Source organism: Allobosea sp. TBD101 (assembly GCF_059817965.1).
This window is the reverse complement of the sequence record NZ_CM187543.1, coordinates 5,032,145-5,047,184: the sequence shown is the minus strand read 5'-3', so window position 1 is coordinate 5,047,184 and position 15,040 is coordinate 5,032,145. Positions and strand designations below refer to the sequence as shown.

The 15,040-nt window shown below is 67.3% G+C and carries 15 protein-coding genes; 3 read left to right on the top strand and 12 right to left on the bottom strand.

Features of this window, described 5'->3' with window-relative positions; genetic code table 11:
• Positions 1–40: 40 nt before the first annotated feature.
• Positions 41–883 carry a 2,3,4,5-tetrahydropyridine-2,6-dicarboxylate N-succinyltransferase gene (gene dapD, locus AC6RIC_RS24490; RefSeq protein WP_499734299.1) on the top strand — a complete coding sequence of 281 codons (843 nt, stop codon included), beginning with the start codon at positions 41–43 and terminating at the stop codon, positions 881–883.
• A gap of 141 nt (positions 884–1,024) precedes the next feature.
• Here dapD and AC6RIC_RS24485 read toward each other — a convergent pair whose 3' ends face one another.
• From AC6RIC_RS24485 to AC6RIC_RS24475, 3 genes are all read right to left on the bottom strand, one after another.
• A complete protein-coding gene (locus AC6RIC_RS24485) occupies positions 1,025–1,585 on the bottom strand; it encodes a DUF1269 domain-containing protein (protein WP_499734298.1) in 561 nt (186 codons plus the stop codon).
• Positions 1,586–1,680: 95 nt separating this feature from the next.
• The gene (locus AC6RIC_RS24480) at positions 1,681–3,174 is read right to left on the bottom strand and encodes an MDR family MFS transporter (protein WP_499734297.1); all 1,494 of its coding nucleotides are present in this window, start codon (positions 3,172–3,174) and stop codon (positions 1,681–1,683) included.
• A gap of 136 nt (positions 3,175–3,310) precedes the next feature.
• Positions 3,311–3,757, bottom strand: coding sequence for a MarR family winged helix-turn-helix transcriptional regulator (locus AC6RIC_RS24475; RefSeq protein ID WP_499734296.1), 447 nt, complete (start codon positions 3,755–3,757; stop codon positions 3,311–3,313).
• Positions 3,758–3,887: 130 nt separating this feature from the next.
• On the opposite strand from AC6RIC_RS24475, the gene AC6RIC_RS24470 reads away from it, so the two are divergent.
• Entirely contained in the window at positions 3,888–4,418 is a 531-nt protein-coding gene (locus AC6RIC_RS24470) for an isochorismatase family protein (RefSeq protein ID WP_499734295.1), read from the top strand.
• A gap of 219 nt (positions 4,419–4,637) precedes the next feature.
• On the opposite strand, the gene AC6RIC_RS24465 is transcribed toward AC6RIC_RS24470, so the two are convergent.
• The 5 genes from AC6RIC_RS24465 to AC6RIC_RS24445 form a co-directional block, all read right to left on the bottom strand.
• The gene (locus tag AC6RIC_RS24465; RefSeq protein WP_499734294.1) at positions 4,638–5,630 is read right to left on the bottom strand and encodes a branched-chain amino acid ABC transporter permease; all 993 of its coding nucleotides are present in this window, start codon (positions 5,628–5,630) and stop codon (positions 4,638–4,640) included.
• Positions 5,631–5,653: 23 nt separating this feature from the next.
• Entirely contained in the window at positions 5,654–6,541 is an 888-nt protein-coding gene (locus tag AC6RIC_RS24460; protein WP_454658544.1) for a branched-chain amino acid ABC transporter permease, read from the bottom strand.
• 176 nt (positions 6,542–6,717) lie between these two features.
• Positions 6,718–7,920, bottom strand: coding sequence for an ABC transporter substrate-binding protein (locus tag AC6RIC_RS24455; RefSeq protein ID WP_454658543.1), 1,203 nt, complete (start codon positions 7,918–7,920; stop codon positions 6,718–6,720).
• A 60-nt stretch (positions 7,921–7,980) separates the two neighbouring features.
• Positions 7,981–8,727 (bottom strand): ABC transporter ATP-binding protein, encoded by a 747-nt coding sequence (locus tag AC6RIC_RS24450; protein ID WP_499734293.1) that lies wholly within the window; start codon positions 8,725–8,727, stop codon positions 7,981–7,983.
• Positions 8,714–9,484: an ABC transporter ATP-binding protein gene (locus AC6RIC_RS24445; protein WP_454658541.1), complete on the bottom strand. Its 771-nt coding sequence runs from the start codon at positions 9,482–9,484 to the stop codon at positions 8,714–8,716. The genes AC6RIC_RS24450 and AC6RIC_RS24445 overlap by 14 nt, the downstream gene beginning before the upstream one ends.
• A gap of 440 nt (positions 9,485–9,924) precedes the next feature.
• On the opposite strand from AC6RIC_RS24445, the gene AC6RIC_RS24440 reads away from it, so the two are divergent.
• Complete coding sequence (locus AC6RIC_RS24440) at positions 9,925–11,535, top strand: caspase family protein (protein ID WP_454658540.1); 1,611 nt, start codon at positions 9,925–9,927, stop codon at positions 11,533–11,535.
• A gap of 285 nt (positions 11,536–11,820) precedes the next feature.
• On the opposite strand, the gene bluB is transcribed toward AC6RIC_RS24440, so the two are convergent.
• From bluB to AC6RIC_RS24420, 4 genes are read right to left on the bottom strand one after another with little or no spacing between them, the layout of a single operon-like run.
• Entirely contained in the window at positions 11,821–12,432 is a 612-nt protein-coding gene (gene bluB, locus AC6RIC_RS24435) for a 5,6-dimethylbenzimidazole synthase (RefSeq protein ID WP_499734292.1), read from the bottom strand.
• Positions 12,429–13,757, bottom strand: coding sequence for a cobyrinic acid a,c-diamide synthase CobB (locus tag AC6RIC_RS24430; protein WP_499734291.1), 1,329 nt, complete (start codon positions 13,755–13,757; stop codon positions 12,429–12,431). Before AC6RIC_RS24430 ends, bluB begins: the two co-directional genes overlap by 4 nt.
• Positions 13,754–14,518, bottom strand: coding sequence for a precorrin-4 C(11)-methyltransferase (gene cobM / locus AC6RIC_RS24425; protein ID WP_499734290.1), 765 nt, complete (start codon positions 14,516–14,518; stop codon positions 13,754–13,756). The genes AC6RIC_RS24430 and cobM overlap by 4 nt, the downstream gene beginning before the upstream one ends.
• The gene (locus AC6RIC_RS24420) at positions 14,515–14,904 is read right to left on the bottom strand and encodes a cobalamin biosynthesis protein (protein WP_454658537.1); all 390 of its coding nucleotides are present in this window, start codon (positions 14,902–14,904) and stop codon (positions 14,515–14,517) included. The genes cobM and AC6RIC_RS24420 overlap by 4 nt, the downstream gene beginning before the upstream one ends.
• Positions 14,905–15,040: the final 136 nt, after the last annotated feature.

The window sequence follows — 15,040 nt, the reverse complement described above, 5'->3', positions numbered from 1 at the left end:
TCGCTCGCGCCGATCTTTCTGGAAGCGCCGGAGCCACCTGATGTCCCTCGCCGATCTCAACCAGACCATCGACGCCGCCTGGGAAAACCGGGCCGAGATCGGCGTCCAGACCAAGGGCGCCGTCCGCGAGGCCGTCGAGCAGGCGATCGAGATGCTCGATGCCGGCCAGGCCCGCGTTGCCGAAAAGCAGGGTGCCGACTGGATCGTCCACCAATGGCTGAAGAAGGCGGTGCTGCTCTCCTTCCGCCTGACCGACAACGTCATCATGGCCAATGGCCCGGGCGAGAGCGTGTTCTGGGACAAGGTGCCCTCGAAGTTCGAGGGCTGGGGCGAAAATCGCTTCCGTGCTGCCGGCTTCCGCGTCGTGCCGCCGGCGGCCGCGCGCAAGGGCTCCTTCATCGCGTCCGGCGTCGTGCTGATGCCGTCCTTCGTCAATATCGGCGCCTATGTCGATTCCGGCACCATGGTCGACACCTGGGCGACGGTCGGTTCCTGCGCCCAGATCGGCAAGAACGTGCATCTCTCGGGCGGCGTCGGCATCGGCGGCGTGCTCGAGCCGCTGCAGGCCAACCCGACCATCATCGAGGACAACTGCTTTATCGGCGCCCGCTCCGAGGTCGTCGAGGGCGTGATCGTCGGCGAGGGCTCGGTGCTCTCGATGGGCGTCTTCATCTCGGCCTCGACCAAGATCGTCGACCGCGCCACCGGCCAGGTCCATGTCGGCAAGGTGCCGCCCTATTCGGTGGTGGTGCCGGGCTCGCTGCCGGGCAAGCCTTTCCCGGATGGCACGCCGGGTCCGGCGCTCTCCTGCGCCGTCATCGTCAAGACGGTCGACGCGCAGACGCGTTCCAAGACCGGCATCAACGAGCTGCTCAGGGACTGATCCCCTCACACAACGCCGTCATTCCGGGCGCAGCGAAGCGGAGACCCGGAATCCATCATAGAGCGAGATGCCCTTGGATGGATTCCGGATCGGCGCCGCTATTGCGGCTTGTCCGGAATGACGCTGTGGTGGTGCTGAGCCTCAACCCACCGGCGTCGGCGCACCCGTGCCCTGCGGATAGGGCTCCGGCGGCTCGGCCGCGGGCGGCGCCGCGCTGTGCGCATCGGCCAGCGCATCGCGCAGCTTCTGCTCCTGCGAGCGGTCGAGCGAGGTCTTGAGCACCGTACCGCCGGTGCCGCGGATCGCCTCCAGCACCTTGTCGCCGGTCACCTTGTTGACCAGTACGAACAGTGCCGCATTGCCGGGCTGCAGGCTGGTGGACAGGTCCTTCATGAACTTGTCGTCGACGCCGTAATCGGTCAGCGCCCCGCCGAGCGCGCCCGACGCCGCGCCGAGTGCCGCGCCGAAAATCGGCATCAGGAAGATCGCGCCGATCAGCAGCCCCCAGAACGAGCCGGACACGGCGCCCATCGCGGTCGTGTTCAGGAGCTGGTTGAGCTTCACCTTGCCGCCCTCGTGCATCACCGCGATGGCGGCATCGCCGATCTCGATCAGGTATTCCTTCTGCAGGCCGATCAGCTTCTGGCGCATCTCCTCGGCGCGGGCCTCGGTCGAATAGACGATGACGACGAGATCGGACATGGCGAAACTCCTGGCTAGCGGATGCTGGCATGCTGGCCCGGACGGATGACGGGATCAAGGCAACGCGCAACTGGGCGCGGTGGTTCCGTTTCCCCTTACTCGCCGCCGATCGCCTTGGCCGTCTCCACGGCACGGCCGCGCAGCGGCAGTTCCTGCATCCGCGCCAGGGACAGCCAGGCGAAGGCGAAACCGAGGCTCGCGGCGCCGAAGACATAGCGGAACAACACGACCATGGTCTCGCGGTCGACGGTGCCGAGCTTCAGCGCTTCGGGCGAGAGCTGCGCGCCGACGCCGCCGACGCCACCCAGCACGATCGCGCCGAACACCGCGACGATCAGCGCCCCGCCGATCTGACGGAAGAAATTGGCGACCGCCGTCACCGTGCCGAGCTGATGCGCCTGCACGGCATTCTGGATCGCGACGGTCGCGACGGGCAACAGCGTGCCGAAGCCGATGCTGACGACCGCCAGGATCACGCAGAAGGGCAGGAGCGGGATCTGGCCGGAGAAGGCGGCGAGAACAGCCGTCCCCGTCATCGCGACGAACAGCCCGGCCAGCGGCACGCGCTTGTAATGGACGAGATGCGACATCGCCCGGCCGGAGCTGGTCGCGCCGATGACCGTGCCGCAGGTCAGCGGCAGCAGGCCAAGGCCGGAATGGGTGGCGCTCAGGCCCATCACCGTCTCGAAATAGAGCGGCAGGTAGATGGTCAGGCCGATGAAGGTGCCCATGCCGAACCCGGCGGCGACCGTGCCGCGCCGGACGACGCGGTTGCCGAAGAGGTCGAGCGGAATCAAGGGCTCGGCCGCCCGGCGCAGGCGCCAGGCGAACAGCGCCCAGAGCACCAGGGAGACCACGACGAGGCCCGCGATCGGGAGTGAACTCCAAGGATAGGCGGTGCCACCCCAGGACAGGGCGAGCAGCAGCGACACCGTCGCCAGCGTCATCAGTACGGCGCCGAGCACGTCGAGCTTGTGTGGCCGCTCATGGCGCGGCAGGCGCTTCAGGGCTGCGCTCGACATCCAGTAGGCGCCGAGCCCGAGCGGCAGGTTGATCCAGAAGATCACCGACCAGTGCAGCTTCTCCGCGAGGAAGCCGCCGAGGACCGGGCCGAGCAGTGAGGACGACATGAAGACGCTGGCGAAATAGACTTGGTAGCGCCCGCGTTCCTTGGGCGGCACCATGTCGCCAACGATGGTCTGGGCCAGTGCGATCAGGCCGCCGCCGCCAAGCCCCTGCACGAAGCGCGCGAGGACGAGCAGCCAGAGCGAGGGCGCCAGCGCGCAGGCGATCGAGCCGATCACGAAGACGATGATCCCGGCGAGCAGCGTCACCCGGCGACCATGGATATCGGCGAGCTTGCCGTAGAGCGGCGTCACCGCGGTCGAGGCCAGCAGGTAGATCGTGACGATCCAGGAGAGATGCGTGACGTCGTTGAGTTCGCGGCCGATCGTCGGCAGCGCGGTCGCGACGATGGTCTGGTCGAGCGCGGCCAGGAACATCGCCAGCATCACGCCGATCAGGACCGAGCGGATATCCGCGGGTGTCATGGCCGCGGCATGGGCTGGGGCGTCGAGCCGCTTATCCATGGAGATTGTAATCTTGCTTGCGTCTGAGGAATGGCTGGAGGGTAGTCGCAGCGTAGGTCATGCGCCAGAGGCGCGTTGGCGGGGCGGCCCTGCGGCGCGGGCGGGACAAGCTGCCGCAGATCAGCCCAGCTTGGACTCAGCCCAGCTTGGGCAGGGTATCGCGCAACGTCGCGGGCGCGCCGTCTGGCATGGCAGCCTCGACGATCTCGTGCGTCCGTTGCCAGATCGGTACGGCCGAGGCGAGCAGCGCCATCCCGTCCTCTGTCAGCGTCAGCAGGCGGCCGCGGCGATCGGCCGGATCGACAGCGACAGCGACGAGTCCGCGCCGTTGCAGCGGCTTCAGCGCGGCGGTGAGCGTCGTTCGATCCATCGCCAGCAGCGCTGCCAGCGGGCCGAACGAGGCCGGCACCGGGCGATTGAGGGCCATCATCAGCGAGAACTGGCCGTTCGTCAGCCCGACCGGGCGCAAGGCTTCGTCGAAACGGCGCGCCAGCGCCCGCGCCGCGCGCTGCACATGCAGGCACAGGCAATGGTCGCGCACATGCAGCGTCGTCGCGAAGGGAACGATCCGTTTGCCGTCCATGTCGTCTGCATGTTGACTGCCGTTAGGCAAGTCAAGCCAGGCTTGCTCCGCAGATTCCACGCTGATCGGCGGAGCTGCGCCCTGGAGCGTTGCGAAAGTCCTCGGACGGCCACAGGAGGAAAGGTCCATCATGCCGCTTCTCGCCGCGAAGAATGCCATGCTGGTCGTCATCGACTTCCAGGCCAAGCTGATGCCGGCGATCCATGACGGCGAGACGGTGTTGCTCAATGCCGGGCGCCTCGCCGAGGCGGCGCGTCTGCTCGACGTGCCGGCGGTCCTGACCGAGCAATATCCGCGTGGCCTCGGCACGACGGTGCCGGAATTGGCTGGCGTTGCTCCCGCCGTGGCCAAGATGAGCTTCGATGCCTGCGGCGAGCCCGCTTTCCTCGAAGCCGTGGCGGGAGATCGCGAACTGGTGGTCTGCGGCTGCGAGGCGCATGTCTGCGTCGGGCAGACCGTGCTGACCTTGCTGGAGCATCGTCGCCGGGTCGTCGTAGTCGCCGATGCGATCGGCTCGCGCGTGCCGCAATCGCGCGAGATCGCATTGCAGCGCATGGCAAGCCACGGCGCCGAGATCGTCACCACCGAGATGGTGCTGTTCGAATGGCTAGGGAGTGCCGAGCACCCGCAGTTCCGAACGGTCTCGAAGCTGATCCGTTAGATGTTGTTTGACTGGATGGCAGTGGCTTGAGCGACACCCTTGTCATTCCGGGGCTTCGCGTAGCGAAGAACCCGGAACCCACGACTGGGCGAGCCGTCGGCAAGGAGCTATCGAGGGCGCCCAGTCGTAGGTTCCGGGTTCGCGCCTGAGGCGCGCCCCGGAATGACAAGGGTGTCCAGACGTGGTCCAGCGGTCGTTCGGCTGCCTTGATCGCGGCTCTTAGAGCGGCTTCTTGATCGCCTTCGAGATGACGCCGACGATGCCCTCGCGGAACAGTAGGACGCAGAGCACGAAGATGCCGCCCTGGACGACGGTGACCCAGGCGCCGAGCGTCGCGAGATAGTTCTGCATCGCGACGATGACGATGGCCCCGACGATCGGTCCGAAGACGGTGCCGAGCCCGCCGACCAGCGTCATCAGCACGACCTCGCCGGACATGGTCCAGTAGACGTCGGTGAGCGAGGCCAGCTGGAAGACGATCGCCTTGGTCGCGCCGGCCAGCCCCGCGAGCGTCGCCGAGAGCACGAAGACCATGAGCTTGTACTGGTTGGCGCGGTAGCCGAGCGAGATGGCGCGGGGCTCGTTGTCGCGGATCGCCTTGCAGACCTGGCCGAAGGGCGAATGGATGACGCGGTAGATCAGCAGCAGCCCGCCCATGAAGATGGCGGCGACGAGCCAATAGAGCGCGCGGTCGTCGGCAAGGCTGACGAGGCCGAAGAGCTTGCCGCGCGGCACGGCCTGGATGCCGTCCTCGCCGCCTGTGAAGCGCGGCGTCTGCAGCGAGAAGAAGAACACCATCTGGGCGAGCGCCAGCGTGATCATCGCGAAATAGATGCCCTGGCGGCGGATGGCGAGCGCGCCGAAGACGAGGCCGAGCCCCGCGCCGACCGCGGTGCCGAGCAGGATCGCGAGCTCCGGCGTCAGGCCCCAGTTCTTGGCGGTATAGGCCGAGACATAGCTCGCCATGCCGAAATAGGCGGCATGGCCGAAGGACAAGAGCCCGCCATAGCCAAGCAGCAGGTTGAAGGCGAGCGCGAACAGCGCGAAGCACAAAACCTTCATCACGAAGACGGGATAGGCGACGAAGGGTGCGATCGCGAGCATCACGGCGATCGCGATGAACAGGTTGCGGTGCAGGCGCGCGGTGCCGTCGTCGGTCTCGGCGAGCGAGAGGCCGGCGGCGGGGGCGTCGGTCGAGGCAAGGTCGGTCATGTCTTCAGTCCTTGCGTCTTACGTCAGGCCGTGCGGCCGAACAGGCCGGCGGGCTTCACCAGCAGCACCAGCACCATGATGACGAAGATCACGGTGGCGGCGCCTTCCGGATAGAACACCTTGGTCAGGCCCTCGATCAGGCCGAGCGAGAAGCCGGTGACGATGGCGCCCATGATCGAGCCCATGCCGCCGATCACGACGACCGCGAAGACGACGATGATCAGGTCGCCGCCCATGTTCGGGTTGACCGAGTAGATCGGCGCGGCGAGCACGCCGGCGAAGGCAGCAAGCGCGACGCCGAAGCCGTAGGTCAGCGTCACCAGGAGCGGCACGTTGATGCCGAAGGCCTGGGTCAGCGTCGGGTTCTCGGTCGCGGCCCGCAGATAGGCGCCGAGCTTGGTCTTCTCGATCAGGAACCAGGTGCCGAGGCAGACGATCAGCGAAGCGACGATCACCCAGGCGCGGTAGTTCGGCAGGAACATGAAGCCGAGATTCTGGCCGCCGGTCAGCTGCGGCGGGATCGCGTAGGGCAGGCCGGACGAGCCGTACTGGTTGCGGAACAGGCCCTGGATGATCAGCGCCAGGCCGAAGGTCAGCAGGAGCCCGTAGAGATGGTCGAGATGGGCGATGCGCTTCAGCAGCAATCGTTCGACCGCGACGCCGGTCGCGCCGACGATGATCGGCGCCAGCAGCAGGGCCGCCCAGTAGTTGAGGCCGAGATAGTTCAGGCACATCCAGGCGACGAAGGCGCCCATCATGTACTGTGCGCCATGCGTGAAGTTGATGATGTTGAGCAGCCCGAAGATCACCGCCAGCCCGAGGCTGAGGATGGCGTAGAACGAGCCGTTGATCAGGCCGAGCAGGACCTGACCAAACAGCGCTTGCGGCGGAACGCCTAGAAGCTCGAACATGCGGGACTCAGATCATCGTGTGGGGCGGGCTCTCGATCCTCTTCGTCACCCCGGCCAGGCGAAGCGCAGAGCCGGGATCCATCGTAGAGTTCCGGAGCCCTCCGATGGATCCCGGGTCGACCTGCGGTCGCCCGGGATGACGGCGGAGGACGTCTTGGCGGCGTTCAGCCGCGGCGTCACTTGACTAGCGAGCAGCCGGTTTCGGCCAGCGGCTGGAAGGCCTGCTCAGCCGGCAGCACCGAGACCTGCTTGTAGTAATCCCACGGGCCCTTCGACTCCGACGGCTTCTTGACCTCGTAGAGATACATGTCGTGCATCTTGCGGCCGTTCGGACGGATCGAGCCCTTGCCGAACAGCGGATCCTCCGTCGGCATCTCCTTCATCTTGGCCATGACGGTGGCCGAGTCCTTGCTCTTGGTCGCCTCGACCGCCTTCAGATAGTGCAGCAGGCCGGAATAGACGCCCGCCTGGACCATGGTCGGCTTCTTGCCGCCATTGAGCTTGGCGAAGCGCTCCGACCAGGCGCGGGTGCCGTCGTCGCGATCCCAGTAGAACGACTCGGTCAGGACGAGGCCCTGTGCCGCCTGCAGGCCGAGCGAGTGCACGTCGGTCAGAAAGACGAGCAGGCCCGCGAGCTTCTGGCCGCCGGCGACGATGCCGAATTCGCCCGCCTGCTTGATCGCGTTGGTGGTGTCGCTGCCGGCGTTCGCAAGGCCGATGACCTTGGCCTTGGAGGCCTGCGCCTGGAGCAGGAAGGACGAGAAGTCGGTGCCCGGGAACGGGGTGCGGACCGCGCCGACCACCTTGCCGCCGTTCTTGATGACGGTGGCGCTGGCGTCGCGCTCCAGCGCGTGGCCGAAGGCATAGTCCGCGGTCATGAAGAACCAGCTGTCGCCGCCGGCCTTCACCATCGCGCCGCCGGTGCCCTGCGCCAACGCATAGGTGTCGTAGGTCCAGTGGATGGTGTTGGGGCTGCAGGCCTTGCCCGAGAGGTCCGACGAGCCGGCGCCCGAGTTGATGTGGATCTTGTTCTTCTCCTTGGTGATCTGGCTCACCGCCAGCGCGACCGAGGAGGTCGGCACGTCGAGGATCAGATCGACGCCGTCCTGGTCGTACCACTGCCGGGTGATGGTCGAGCCGACGTCGGGTTTGTTCTGGTGATCGGCCGAGACGATCTCGACCTTGATGCCCTTCTCGGCCGCCTTGAAGTCCTCGACCGCCATGCGCGCCGCGATCACCGAGCCTTCGCCGGCGAGGTCGGCATAGAGGCCCGACCGGTCGTTCAGCACGCCGGCCTTGACCGAGATCTGCTGGGCGAGCGCGGGGGCCGCCATCAGGGTCGCAAGCGCCGTGGTCGCGAGAATCGTCTTCAGCTTCATGATCGTTCTCCCTCTGTCGATACCGGGCGAGCCGGTGCTGTTCTGGTGGATCGCGCTGCTTCAGACGCCGAGATAGCGATGCAGCTTGTCGATATTGGCGTCGAGCTCGGCGTTCGGGATCATGTCGATCACCTTACCTTGCTCGACCACGTAGTGCCGGTCCGCGACCGTCTGGGCGAAGCGGAAGTTCTGCTCGACCAGGATGATGGTGAAGCCCTTTTGCTTGAGCATGCGGATGGTGGCACCGATCTGGTCGATGATGACGGGGGCGAGACCTTCGGTCGGCTCGTCGAGCAGCAGCAGGTTGGCGCCGGTGCGCAGGATGCGGCCGATCGCCAGCATCTGCTGCTCGCCGCCCGAGAGCTTGGTGCCCTGGCTCTTCAGCCGCTCCTTGAGGTTGGGGAAGAGCGTGAAGATCTGCTCGACCGGCAGGCCGCCCGGCTTCACCTGCGGCGGCAGCATCAGATTCTCCTCGACCGAGAGGGTCGAGTAGATGCCGCGTTCCTCCGGCACGAAGCCGATGCCGAGCCTTGCGATCGAGCGCGAGGGCAGGCCGATCGTCTCCTTGCCCTCCAGCGCGACCGAGCCCTTGCGCTTGCCGATCACGCCCATGATCGATTTCAGCGTCGTGGTCTTGCCGGCGCCGTTGCGGCCGAGCAGCGTCACCACCTCGCCGGGCGCCACGTCGAAATCGATGCCATGCAGGACATGGCTCTCGCCATACCAGGCCTCGAGCCCGCGGACCTTGAGCAGCGGGGCGGTGCCTGCGGCCACCGCGGGGGTCTTCAGCGCTTCAGTGGTGGCCATGGCCGACTCCCGAGCCGATATAGGCCTCGACCACGCGCGGGTCCTTCGAGACGGTGGCGTAGTCGCCCTCCGCCAGCACCTGGCCGCGCGCCAGAACGGTGATCCGGTCCGAGAGCGAGGCGACGACCGAGAGATTGTGCTCGACCATCAGGATGGTGCGGTTGGCCGAGATCTTGCGGATCAGCGCCGCGATGCGCTCGACATCCTCGCGGCCCATGCCGGCCATCGGCTCGTCGAGCAAGAGCATTTCGGGGTCGAGCGCCAGCGTCGTCGCGATCTCCAGCGCACGCTTGCGGCCGTAGCTGAGTTCGCCTGCGGTCAGTCCGAGGAACGGGGTGAGGCCGACGGCGTCGACCAGGCTCGCGGCCTCGGCGTCGAGCTCCTTGAGTGAACTCTCGGAACGCCAGAAATCGAACGAATCGCCGCGCTTGCGCCGCTGCAGGGCGATACGGACATTGGTCAGCACCGAGAGCTGCGGGAACACCGCCGAGATCTGGAACGAGCGCACCAGTCCGAGCCGGGCGATCTCGGCCGGTTTCTCGCGCGTGATGTCGCGGCCGTTATAGACGATCGAGCCGCGCGTCGGCGCCAGGAATTTGGTCAGCAGATTGAAGCAGGTTGTCTTGCCGGCGCCGTTCGGCCCGATCAGAGCGTGAATAGACCCGCGACGTACACGGAGATCTACGCCGTTCACAGCTGTAAAGCCGGCAAATTCTTTTGTAAGGCCTGATGTCGAAAGAATAGTATCCTCAGACATGCCGGTTGCCAGCCTTCATCAGCTTGCTCTTTCTTTTTTAAGCGGTTCCCCTTGCATGTCATGCTGCACCGCGCTCCGGGCATAAGTCAACGCTGGAGGGTTTCAAAGCGGTCTTGGCAGGCGTGCACTCATCCCTTCGTCTTATGCTGCGCGTCTCATGCAAACGAAGGATGCAGGCGCCTCCGCGCCGGTTCGATGCTCGCGATCCGGCGCGCGATTCGGCGCAGTGTTTGAACCGACGCCGGGGTTCGCGCGACGAAGGGATGTTCCGGTTTACCACCGGAGCGTGTTGCGGTAAAAAAGACGGCCACCTTTCGTCCATATTGCCGCCGTGTTTTTTGATTGTGCGCTGCGCCGACCGTTGCGGGCGGGCAGCCGATTGCCGAATTGGGGAGGTTGTCGTGAACTTCGCGTCTCTGGTTCCAGGGTTCCGTGCCCGAATGGCTGTCGCCTTTGCGCTGGTGCTCTCAGCGGTGGCGCTGGCCTCTCCCGGCTCTGCGGCCGTGCCCGAGCGGCGGGTCGCGCTCGTTATCGGCAACAGCGCCTATACGGCGGTGCCGCCGCTCGCCAATCCGCAGCGTGACGCCAAGGGCATTTCCGCTGCGCTGAAGCGTCTCGGCTTCGACGTCGTCGAGGGCTACGACCTCAAGATGGACGAGATGACGGGCATCGTGCGCGAGTTCGCGCAGAAGCTCGACGGCGCCAAGGCCGGCCTCGTCTATTATGCCGGCCACGGCATCGCCGTCGGCGACGAGAACTACCTGATCCCCGTCGACGCCTCGCTGCGTTCGGAAGCCGATCTCGATTTCCGCGCGGTCAACGTCCAGCTCGTGCTGCGCCAGATGCAGCGCGACGAGCGCGTCAACATCGTCATCCTCGACGCCTGCCGCGACAACCCCTTCGCCGCCCAGCTCGCCGCGAAGTCGCGTGCCGTCACCCGTGGTCTGACCGCGATCGAGACGCAATCGGCCTCAGGCATCCTGATCGCCTTCGCGACCGACCCGCGCGCCACGGCGCTCGATGGCGAGCGCGACGGCAACAGCCCCTTCACCAGTGCGCTGCTCAAGCATATCGAGACGCCGGAAGTGTCGATCACCACGGTGATGGACCGCGTGCGTGCCGATGTCTGGGAAACGACCAACAAGAAGCAGAAGCCCTGGACCAATTCCTCGATCATCGGCGAGTTCAAGATGAACCCGACGCTGAAGCTCGCCGCGGTTGATGCCGGCGTGGCCGCGACCAAGACCATCGACGCGGCCGTGCCGATGCCGGCGATGCCTGCCGCTCCTGCGCTCGATCGCGCCCAGATCGACATCAAGACCTGGGAAGTCGCCGAGCGCGGCAATTCAGCCGCCGACTACCGCGCCTATCTCGACGCCTTCCCGTCGGGCCAGTTCGCGACCTTCGCCCGCAACCGCCTCGCCAGCCTCGAGGCGTCGAAGCCTGCGAGTGGTTTCCTGGCGACCCCTCCGGGCGTCACCGAAGAGGCGCTGAAGAAGGAGATCGGCACCGCGCAGACCGAGACCGCGATGAAGCTCGACGCCAAGGGCCGGCGCGAAGTGCAGACCCGCCTGCGCGTCAGCGGCTTCCAGCCGGGCAAGGCTGCCGCCGCCTTCGGTCCGAGCCATCGCAAGGCGATCCAGGCCTGGCAGAAGTCGCGCAGCATCCCGGAGACAGGCTTCCTGACCGCGATGCAGGTGAGCGCGCTCCGCGTCCAGAGCGAGACCGCCTATCAGGCTGTCCTCGCCGAGGAGAAGGCCGCGGCCGAGAAGAAGCGCAGCACCAAGACCGCCGGGGAAGGCAAGGCTGCCACCCGCAACGTCTCCTCCTATGACGGCGACGAGATGTACCAGCGCGACCTCGCCCGCGAGCGTGGCCAAGCCTATCAGGGCACGACCACGACACCGCGTCGGGGCACGACCAGCACCGGCTATCAGGGCCGCGTCCGGACCCGTGAAGGCGATGCCGGTGACAGCGCCGGCGCGGCGATCTTCGGCGGGATCGTCGGCGGCGTGCTCGGTGGCGCGATCGGCGGCGGTTTCCGCCGCTGACGCACCGTTCCTGGTTCATACCATCGAAGGCCGGTCCCTTGGGCCGGCCTTCTTCGTTTCAGCCGTCGTGAAGCTGTGGTTCGGCGCAAAGTCGCGTCAGCGCCGCCGCAATCTGGTTCCGGCCAGCATCGGGCTGCTGATGCAAGGCAGCAATCTCGGCCAGGTCCTGGGACCGGCCGTGGTCGGGCTGGTGATCTCCGGCATCGGCCTGGCTCGTGGCGATCCTCGCCGTTCTGGCGGTGCTGGTTTCCTTCGGCCTGCGCCGCGATCTCGCCGGCCTCGCGCTCAGCCGCGCTCCCAGCCAGCCCTGACCAGCTCGGGCACGTCGCATGCCTCCTCCGGCCAGCCGACGCAGAGATAGGCGACGAGCTTCCACGCCGGCGGTGTATCAAGGGCGGCGGTAATCGCGCCGGGATCGAGGATCGAGACCCAGCCGACGCCGAGCCCGTGGACGCGCGCCGACAGCCAGAACTGCGTGATCGCGGCGACGACCGAGTAGTCCAGCATTTCCGGCATGGTGGCCCGGCCGAGGCCATGGCCGCGCTCGGTGCCATGATCGCAGAACACGGCGAACTGGACGGGCGCCTCTCGCAAGCCTTCCAGCTTGAGGCGGGCATAGAGCGCCGCCCGTTCGCCGTCATAGGACGCAAGCGCATTCGCATTGCAGCGGCCGAAGCTCTCCTGCACGGCCGCGCGCTGTGCTGGCTGCGCCACGGCGACCCAGCGCCAGGGCTGCGCATGTCCGACGGAAGGGGAGAGGCTGGTCTGTGCCAGGAGCGCTTCGATCAGCGCGTCCGGGACCGGATCACGCTTGAACCGCCGGACATCGCGCCGCCAGCGCAGCAGCTCCTCGAACTGCCGGGCGAAAGCTTCGTCGAACTCCGGCGCCTGTCTCACGCCGGGCCTGCCGTCGCGATGGCGTGGAAGAACGAGCCCGTCACAAGGCCGCGCCGGCTTCCGGCGGGAACGGGCGCCGAGCCGTGCGGGTCCGTCACCACGGCGAAGGGCGGGTCCTCGCCCTGCGCGACGATGCTTGCATAGTGGAATTCATGCCCGGTCAAGGTCGTGCCGGCTGCCCCGAGCGGGCCATCCGCCGCCAGAACCGCCCGGCGATAGCCGAGATTCATCTTCCGTTTGGCGAAGGAGGTCTCGACCGAAAGCAGGCCGGCCATCTCATGCACGACGCCCCCGGCATCGGTCAGGTTGCGCCCGAGAACCATGTATCCGCCGCACTCGCCATGCACCGGTCGGGTCCGTGCGAAGTCGCGCAAACCTTCAAGGAAGTGGCTCGCTGCCGCGATCGTGCCGGCATGCAGCTCCGGATAGCCGCCCGGCAGCCAGCAGGCATCGCAATGATCCGGCGGCGCCTCGTCCTTGAGGGGCGAGAATGGAGCAAGTTCGGCACCCGCCGCGCGCCATCCTGCCTCGACATGCGGGTAGACGAAGGAGAAGGCGGCATCACGAGCGATGGCGATCCGGCGGCCGGGTGCGGGCAGGGCCGGGGCGTTGTCGTCGATCGCTGTCGGGAGCGTCGTCGCGCCGGCAGCTGCCATGACCGCATCGAGATCGACGGCCTTCGAGACGGCTTCCGCAAGGGCATTCAGCCGTGCATGCAGGTCGGCGGTCTCGCCGGCCTGGACCAGCCCGAGATGGCGTTCCGGCAGGATCAGGCTCGCTTCGCGCGGCAGCGCGCCGAGGACCGGCAAGCCGATGCGCTCCATGCCCTGTCGGACCAGCCGTTCATGACGGGCGCTCGCGACCTTGTTGAGGATCACGCCGGCGATGCGGATGCGCGGATCGTAGAGCTTGCAGCCGAGCGCGACCGCCGCCACCGATTGCGCCGCCCCGGATACGTCGATGACGAGCACGACCGGCCAGCCGGTCAACGCGGCGATATCGGCGCCGGCGCCGGTATGCCCAACCTCGCCCGGCACGGCGTCGAACAGCCCCATCGAGCCCTCGGCGATGACGATGTCGGCGGCATCGGCCGCTTCCCCCGCGATCCGGCCGAGCAGCCCGTCCGTCATCGCATAGCTGTCGAGATTGGCGCTGGGCGCACCCGTCGCAGCGGCATGAAAGGCCGGGTCGATATAATCCGGCCCGCATTTCAGCCCGCGCACGGTGAGGCCACGCCGCGTCAACGCGCGTTGCAGCCCGAGCGTGATCGTGGTCTTGCCGGAGCCGGAGCGCGGCGCGGCGATGAGCAGCCCGCGCGCGTTCATTGCCCGCCTCGCGGCCGGAAGCGGCGGTCGTAATCGACCGAATAGAGCGCACTCTCGCCGAAATCGTCGGCCGCCAGCGCAGGCCCGACCAGGATCAGCGCAGTACGCTCAAGCGCGCTGTCACGAACTTTCGCGGCGATGTCGGCGAGCTTGCCTTGCAGCACGGTCTCATCCGGCCATGTCGCGCGGAACACGACCGCGACCGGGCAATCGGCCCCGTAGAAAGGTGTCAGCTCCGCCACGACCTGCTCGACGACATGGATCGAAAGATGGATGGCGAGCGTCGCACCGGAGGCGGCGAAGGTTGCGAGCTTCTCCTTCTCGGGCATGGCCGAGGCTCGGCCGGAGGTACGCGTCAGGACCAGCGATTGCGCAACGCCCGGCAAGGTCAGCTCGCGCTTCAGCACGGCGGCGGCGGCGGCGAAGGCCGGCACGCCCGGTGTCACCGTATAGGGAATGTCCGAGCGGTCGAGCCGGCGCATCTGTTCGCCGCAGGCGCTCCAGATCGAGAGGTCGCCGGAATGCAGCCGCGCGACGTCCTGTCCGGCGCGGTGGGCGGCCTCCATCTCCGCGATGATCGCGTCGAGATCGAGCGGAGCGGTATCGACGACGCGCGCGCCCGGCGGGCACCAGTCGAGCATCGCCTTGGGGATCAGCGAACCCGCATAGAGACATACAGGCGAAGCCGCGATCAGGTCGCGTCCACGCAAGGTGATGAGATCGGGTGCGCCGGGGCCGGCGCCGATGAAATGGATGGTCATGCGGGGCTTCTGGCGAGCGCGCAGGTCACGCGCGCGGTTGCGATGCGTGGTTGCACCAGTTCGCCGCCGGGACCTGCGGCAGCCAGCGCCGCGGCTTCCGCCACCGAGCCGACGCCGTAGAGCGAGGCAATCCGGGTCGAGCGCGTCGCGCAGGCGGCCTCGAAGCCCTTCAGGGCCTCGTCGGGGATGGCGACGAGTTCGGCCGCGCGTTCGGTGGCGGCAGCGACCATCCCGGCTTCCGCCACGCGGCTCGCCAGCGTAGCGAAGCGTGGCGTTTGCGCACCCGCAAGCCCTGCGCTCGCCAGGGCCTGATCGAGGCAGGCGAGGATATCGGCGGCCTCCGTGCCGGGCCGGATGCCGATGCCGGCAATGAGGCGGCCGGTCATCGGGAAATCCCTGTGATAATACACGCCGTCATCCCGGGCGACCGAAGGAAGACCCGGGATCCATGCCTGAACCGTTCCGGAATGGATCCCGGATCGGCGCCGCAAACGCGGCTTGTCCGGGATGACGCGGTGGGTT

Excerpts from the sequence above, each read along its gene's own strand:
- AC6RIC_RS24440 (WP_454658540.1), top strand. The coding sequence starts at position 9,925 with ATGGCTGTCGCCTTTGCGCTGGTGCTCTCAGCGGTGGCGCTGGCCTCT.
- AC6RIC_RS24455 (WP_454658543.1), bottom strand. The coding sequence starts at position 7,920 with ATGAAGCTGAAGACGATTCTCGCGACCACGGCGCTTGCGACCCTGATG.
- cobM (WP_499734290.1), bottom strand. The coding sequence starts at position 14,518 with ATGACCATCCATTTCATCGGCGCCGGCCCCGGCGCACCCGATCTCATC.
- AC6RIC_RS24460 (WP_454658544.1), bottom strand. The coding sequence starts at position 6,541 with ATGTTCGAGCTTCTAGGCGTTCCGCCGCAAGCGCTGTTTGGTCAGGTC.
- AC6RIC_RS24470 (WP_499734295.1), top strand. The coding sequence starts at position 3,888 with ATGCCGCTTCTCGCCGCGAAGAATGCCATGCTGGTCGTCATCGACTTC.
- AC6RIC_RS24480 (WP_499734297.1), bottom strand. The coding sequence starts at position 3,174 with ATGGATAAGCGGCTCGACGCCCCAGCCCATGCCGCGGCCATGACACCC.
- AC6RIC_RS24475 (WP_499734296.1), bottom strand. The coding sequence starts at position 3,757 with ATGGACGGCAAACGGATCGTTCCCTTCGCGACGACGCTGCATGTGCGC.
- AC6RIC_RS24465 (WP_499734294.1), bottom strand. The coding sequence starts at position 5,630 with ATGACCGACCTTGCCTCGACCGACGCCCCCGCCGCCGGCCTCTCGCTC.
- AC6RIC_RS24445 (WP_454658541.1), bottom strand. The coding sequence starts at position 9,484 with ATGTCTGAGGATACTATTCTTTCGACATCAGGCCTTACAAAAGAATTT.
- AC6RIC_RS24450 (WP_499734293.1), bottom strand. The coding sequence starts at position 8,727 with ATGGCCACCACTGAAGCGCTGAAGACCCCCGCGGTGGCCGCAGGCACC.
- dapD (WP_499734299.1), top strand. The coding sequence starts at position 41 with ATGTCCCTCGCCGATCTCAACCAGACCATCGACGCCGCCTGGGAAAAC.
- AC6RIC_RS24420 (WP_454658537.1), bottom strand. The coding sequence starts at position 14,904 with ATGACCGGCCGCCTCATTGCCGGCATCGGCATCCGGCCCGGCACGGAG.
- AC6RIC_RS24430 (WP_499734291.1), bottom strand. The coding sequence starts at position 13,757 with ATGAACGCGCGCGGGCTGCTCATCGCCGCGCCGCGCTCCGGCTCCGGC.
- AC6RIC_RS24485 (WP_499734298.1), bottom strand. The coding sequence starts at position 1,585 with ATGTCCGATCTCGTCGTCATCGTCTATTCGACCGAGGCCCGCGCCGAG.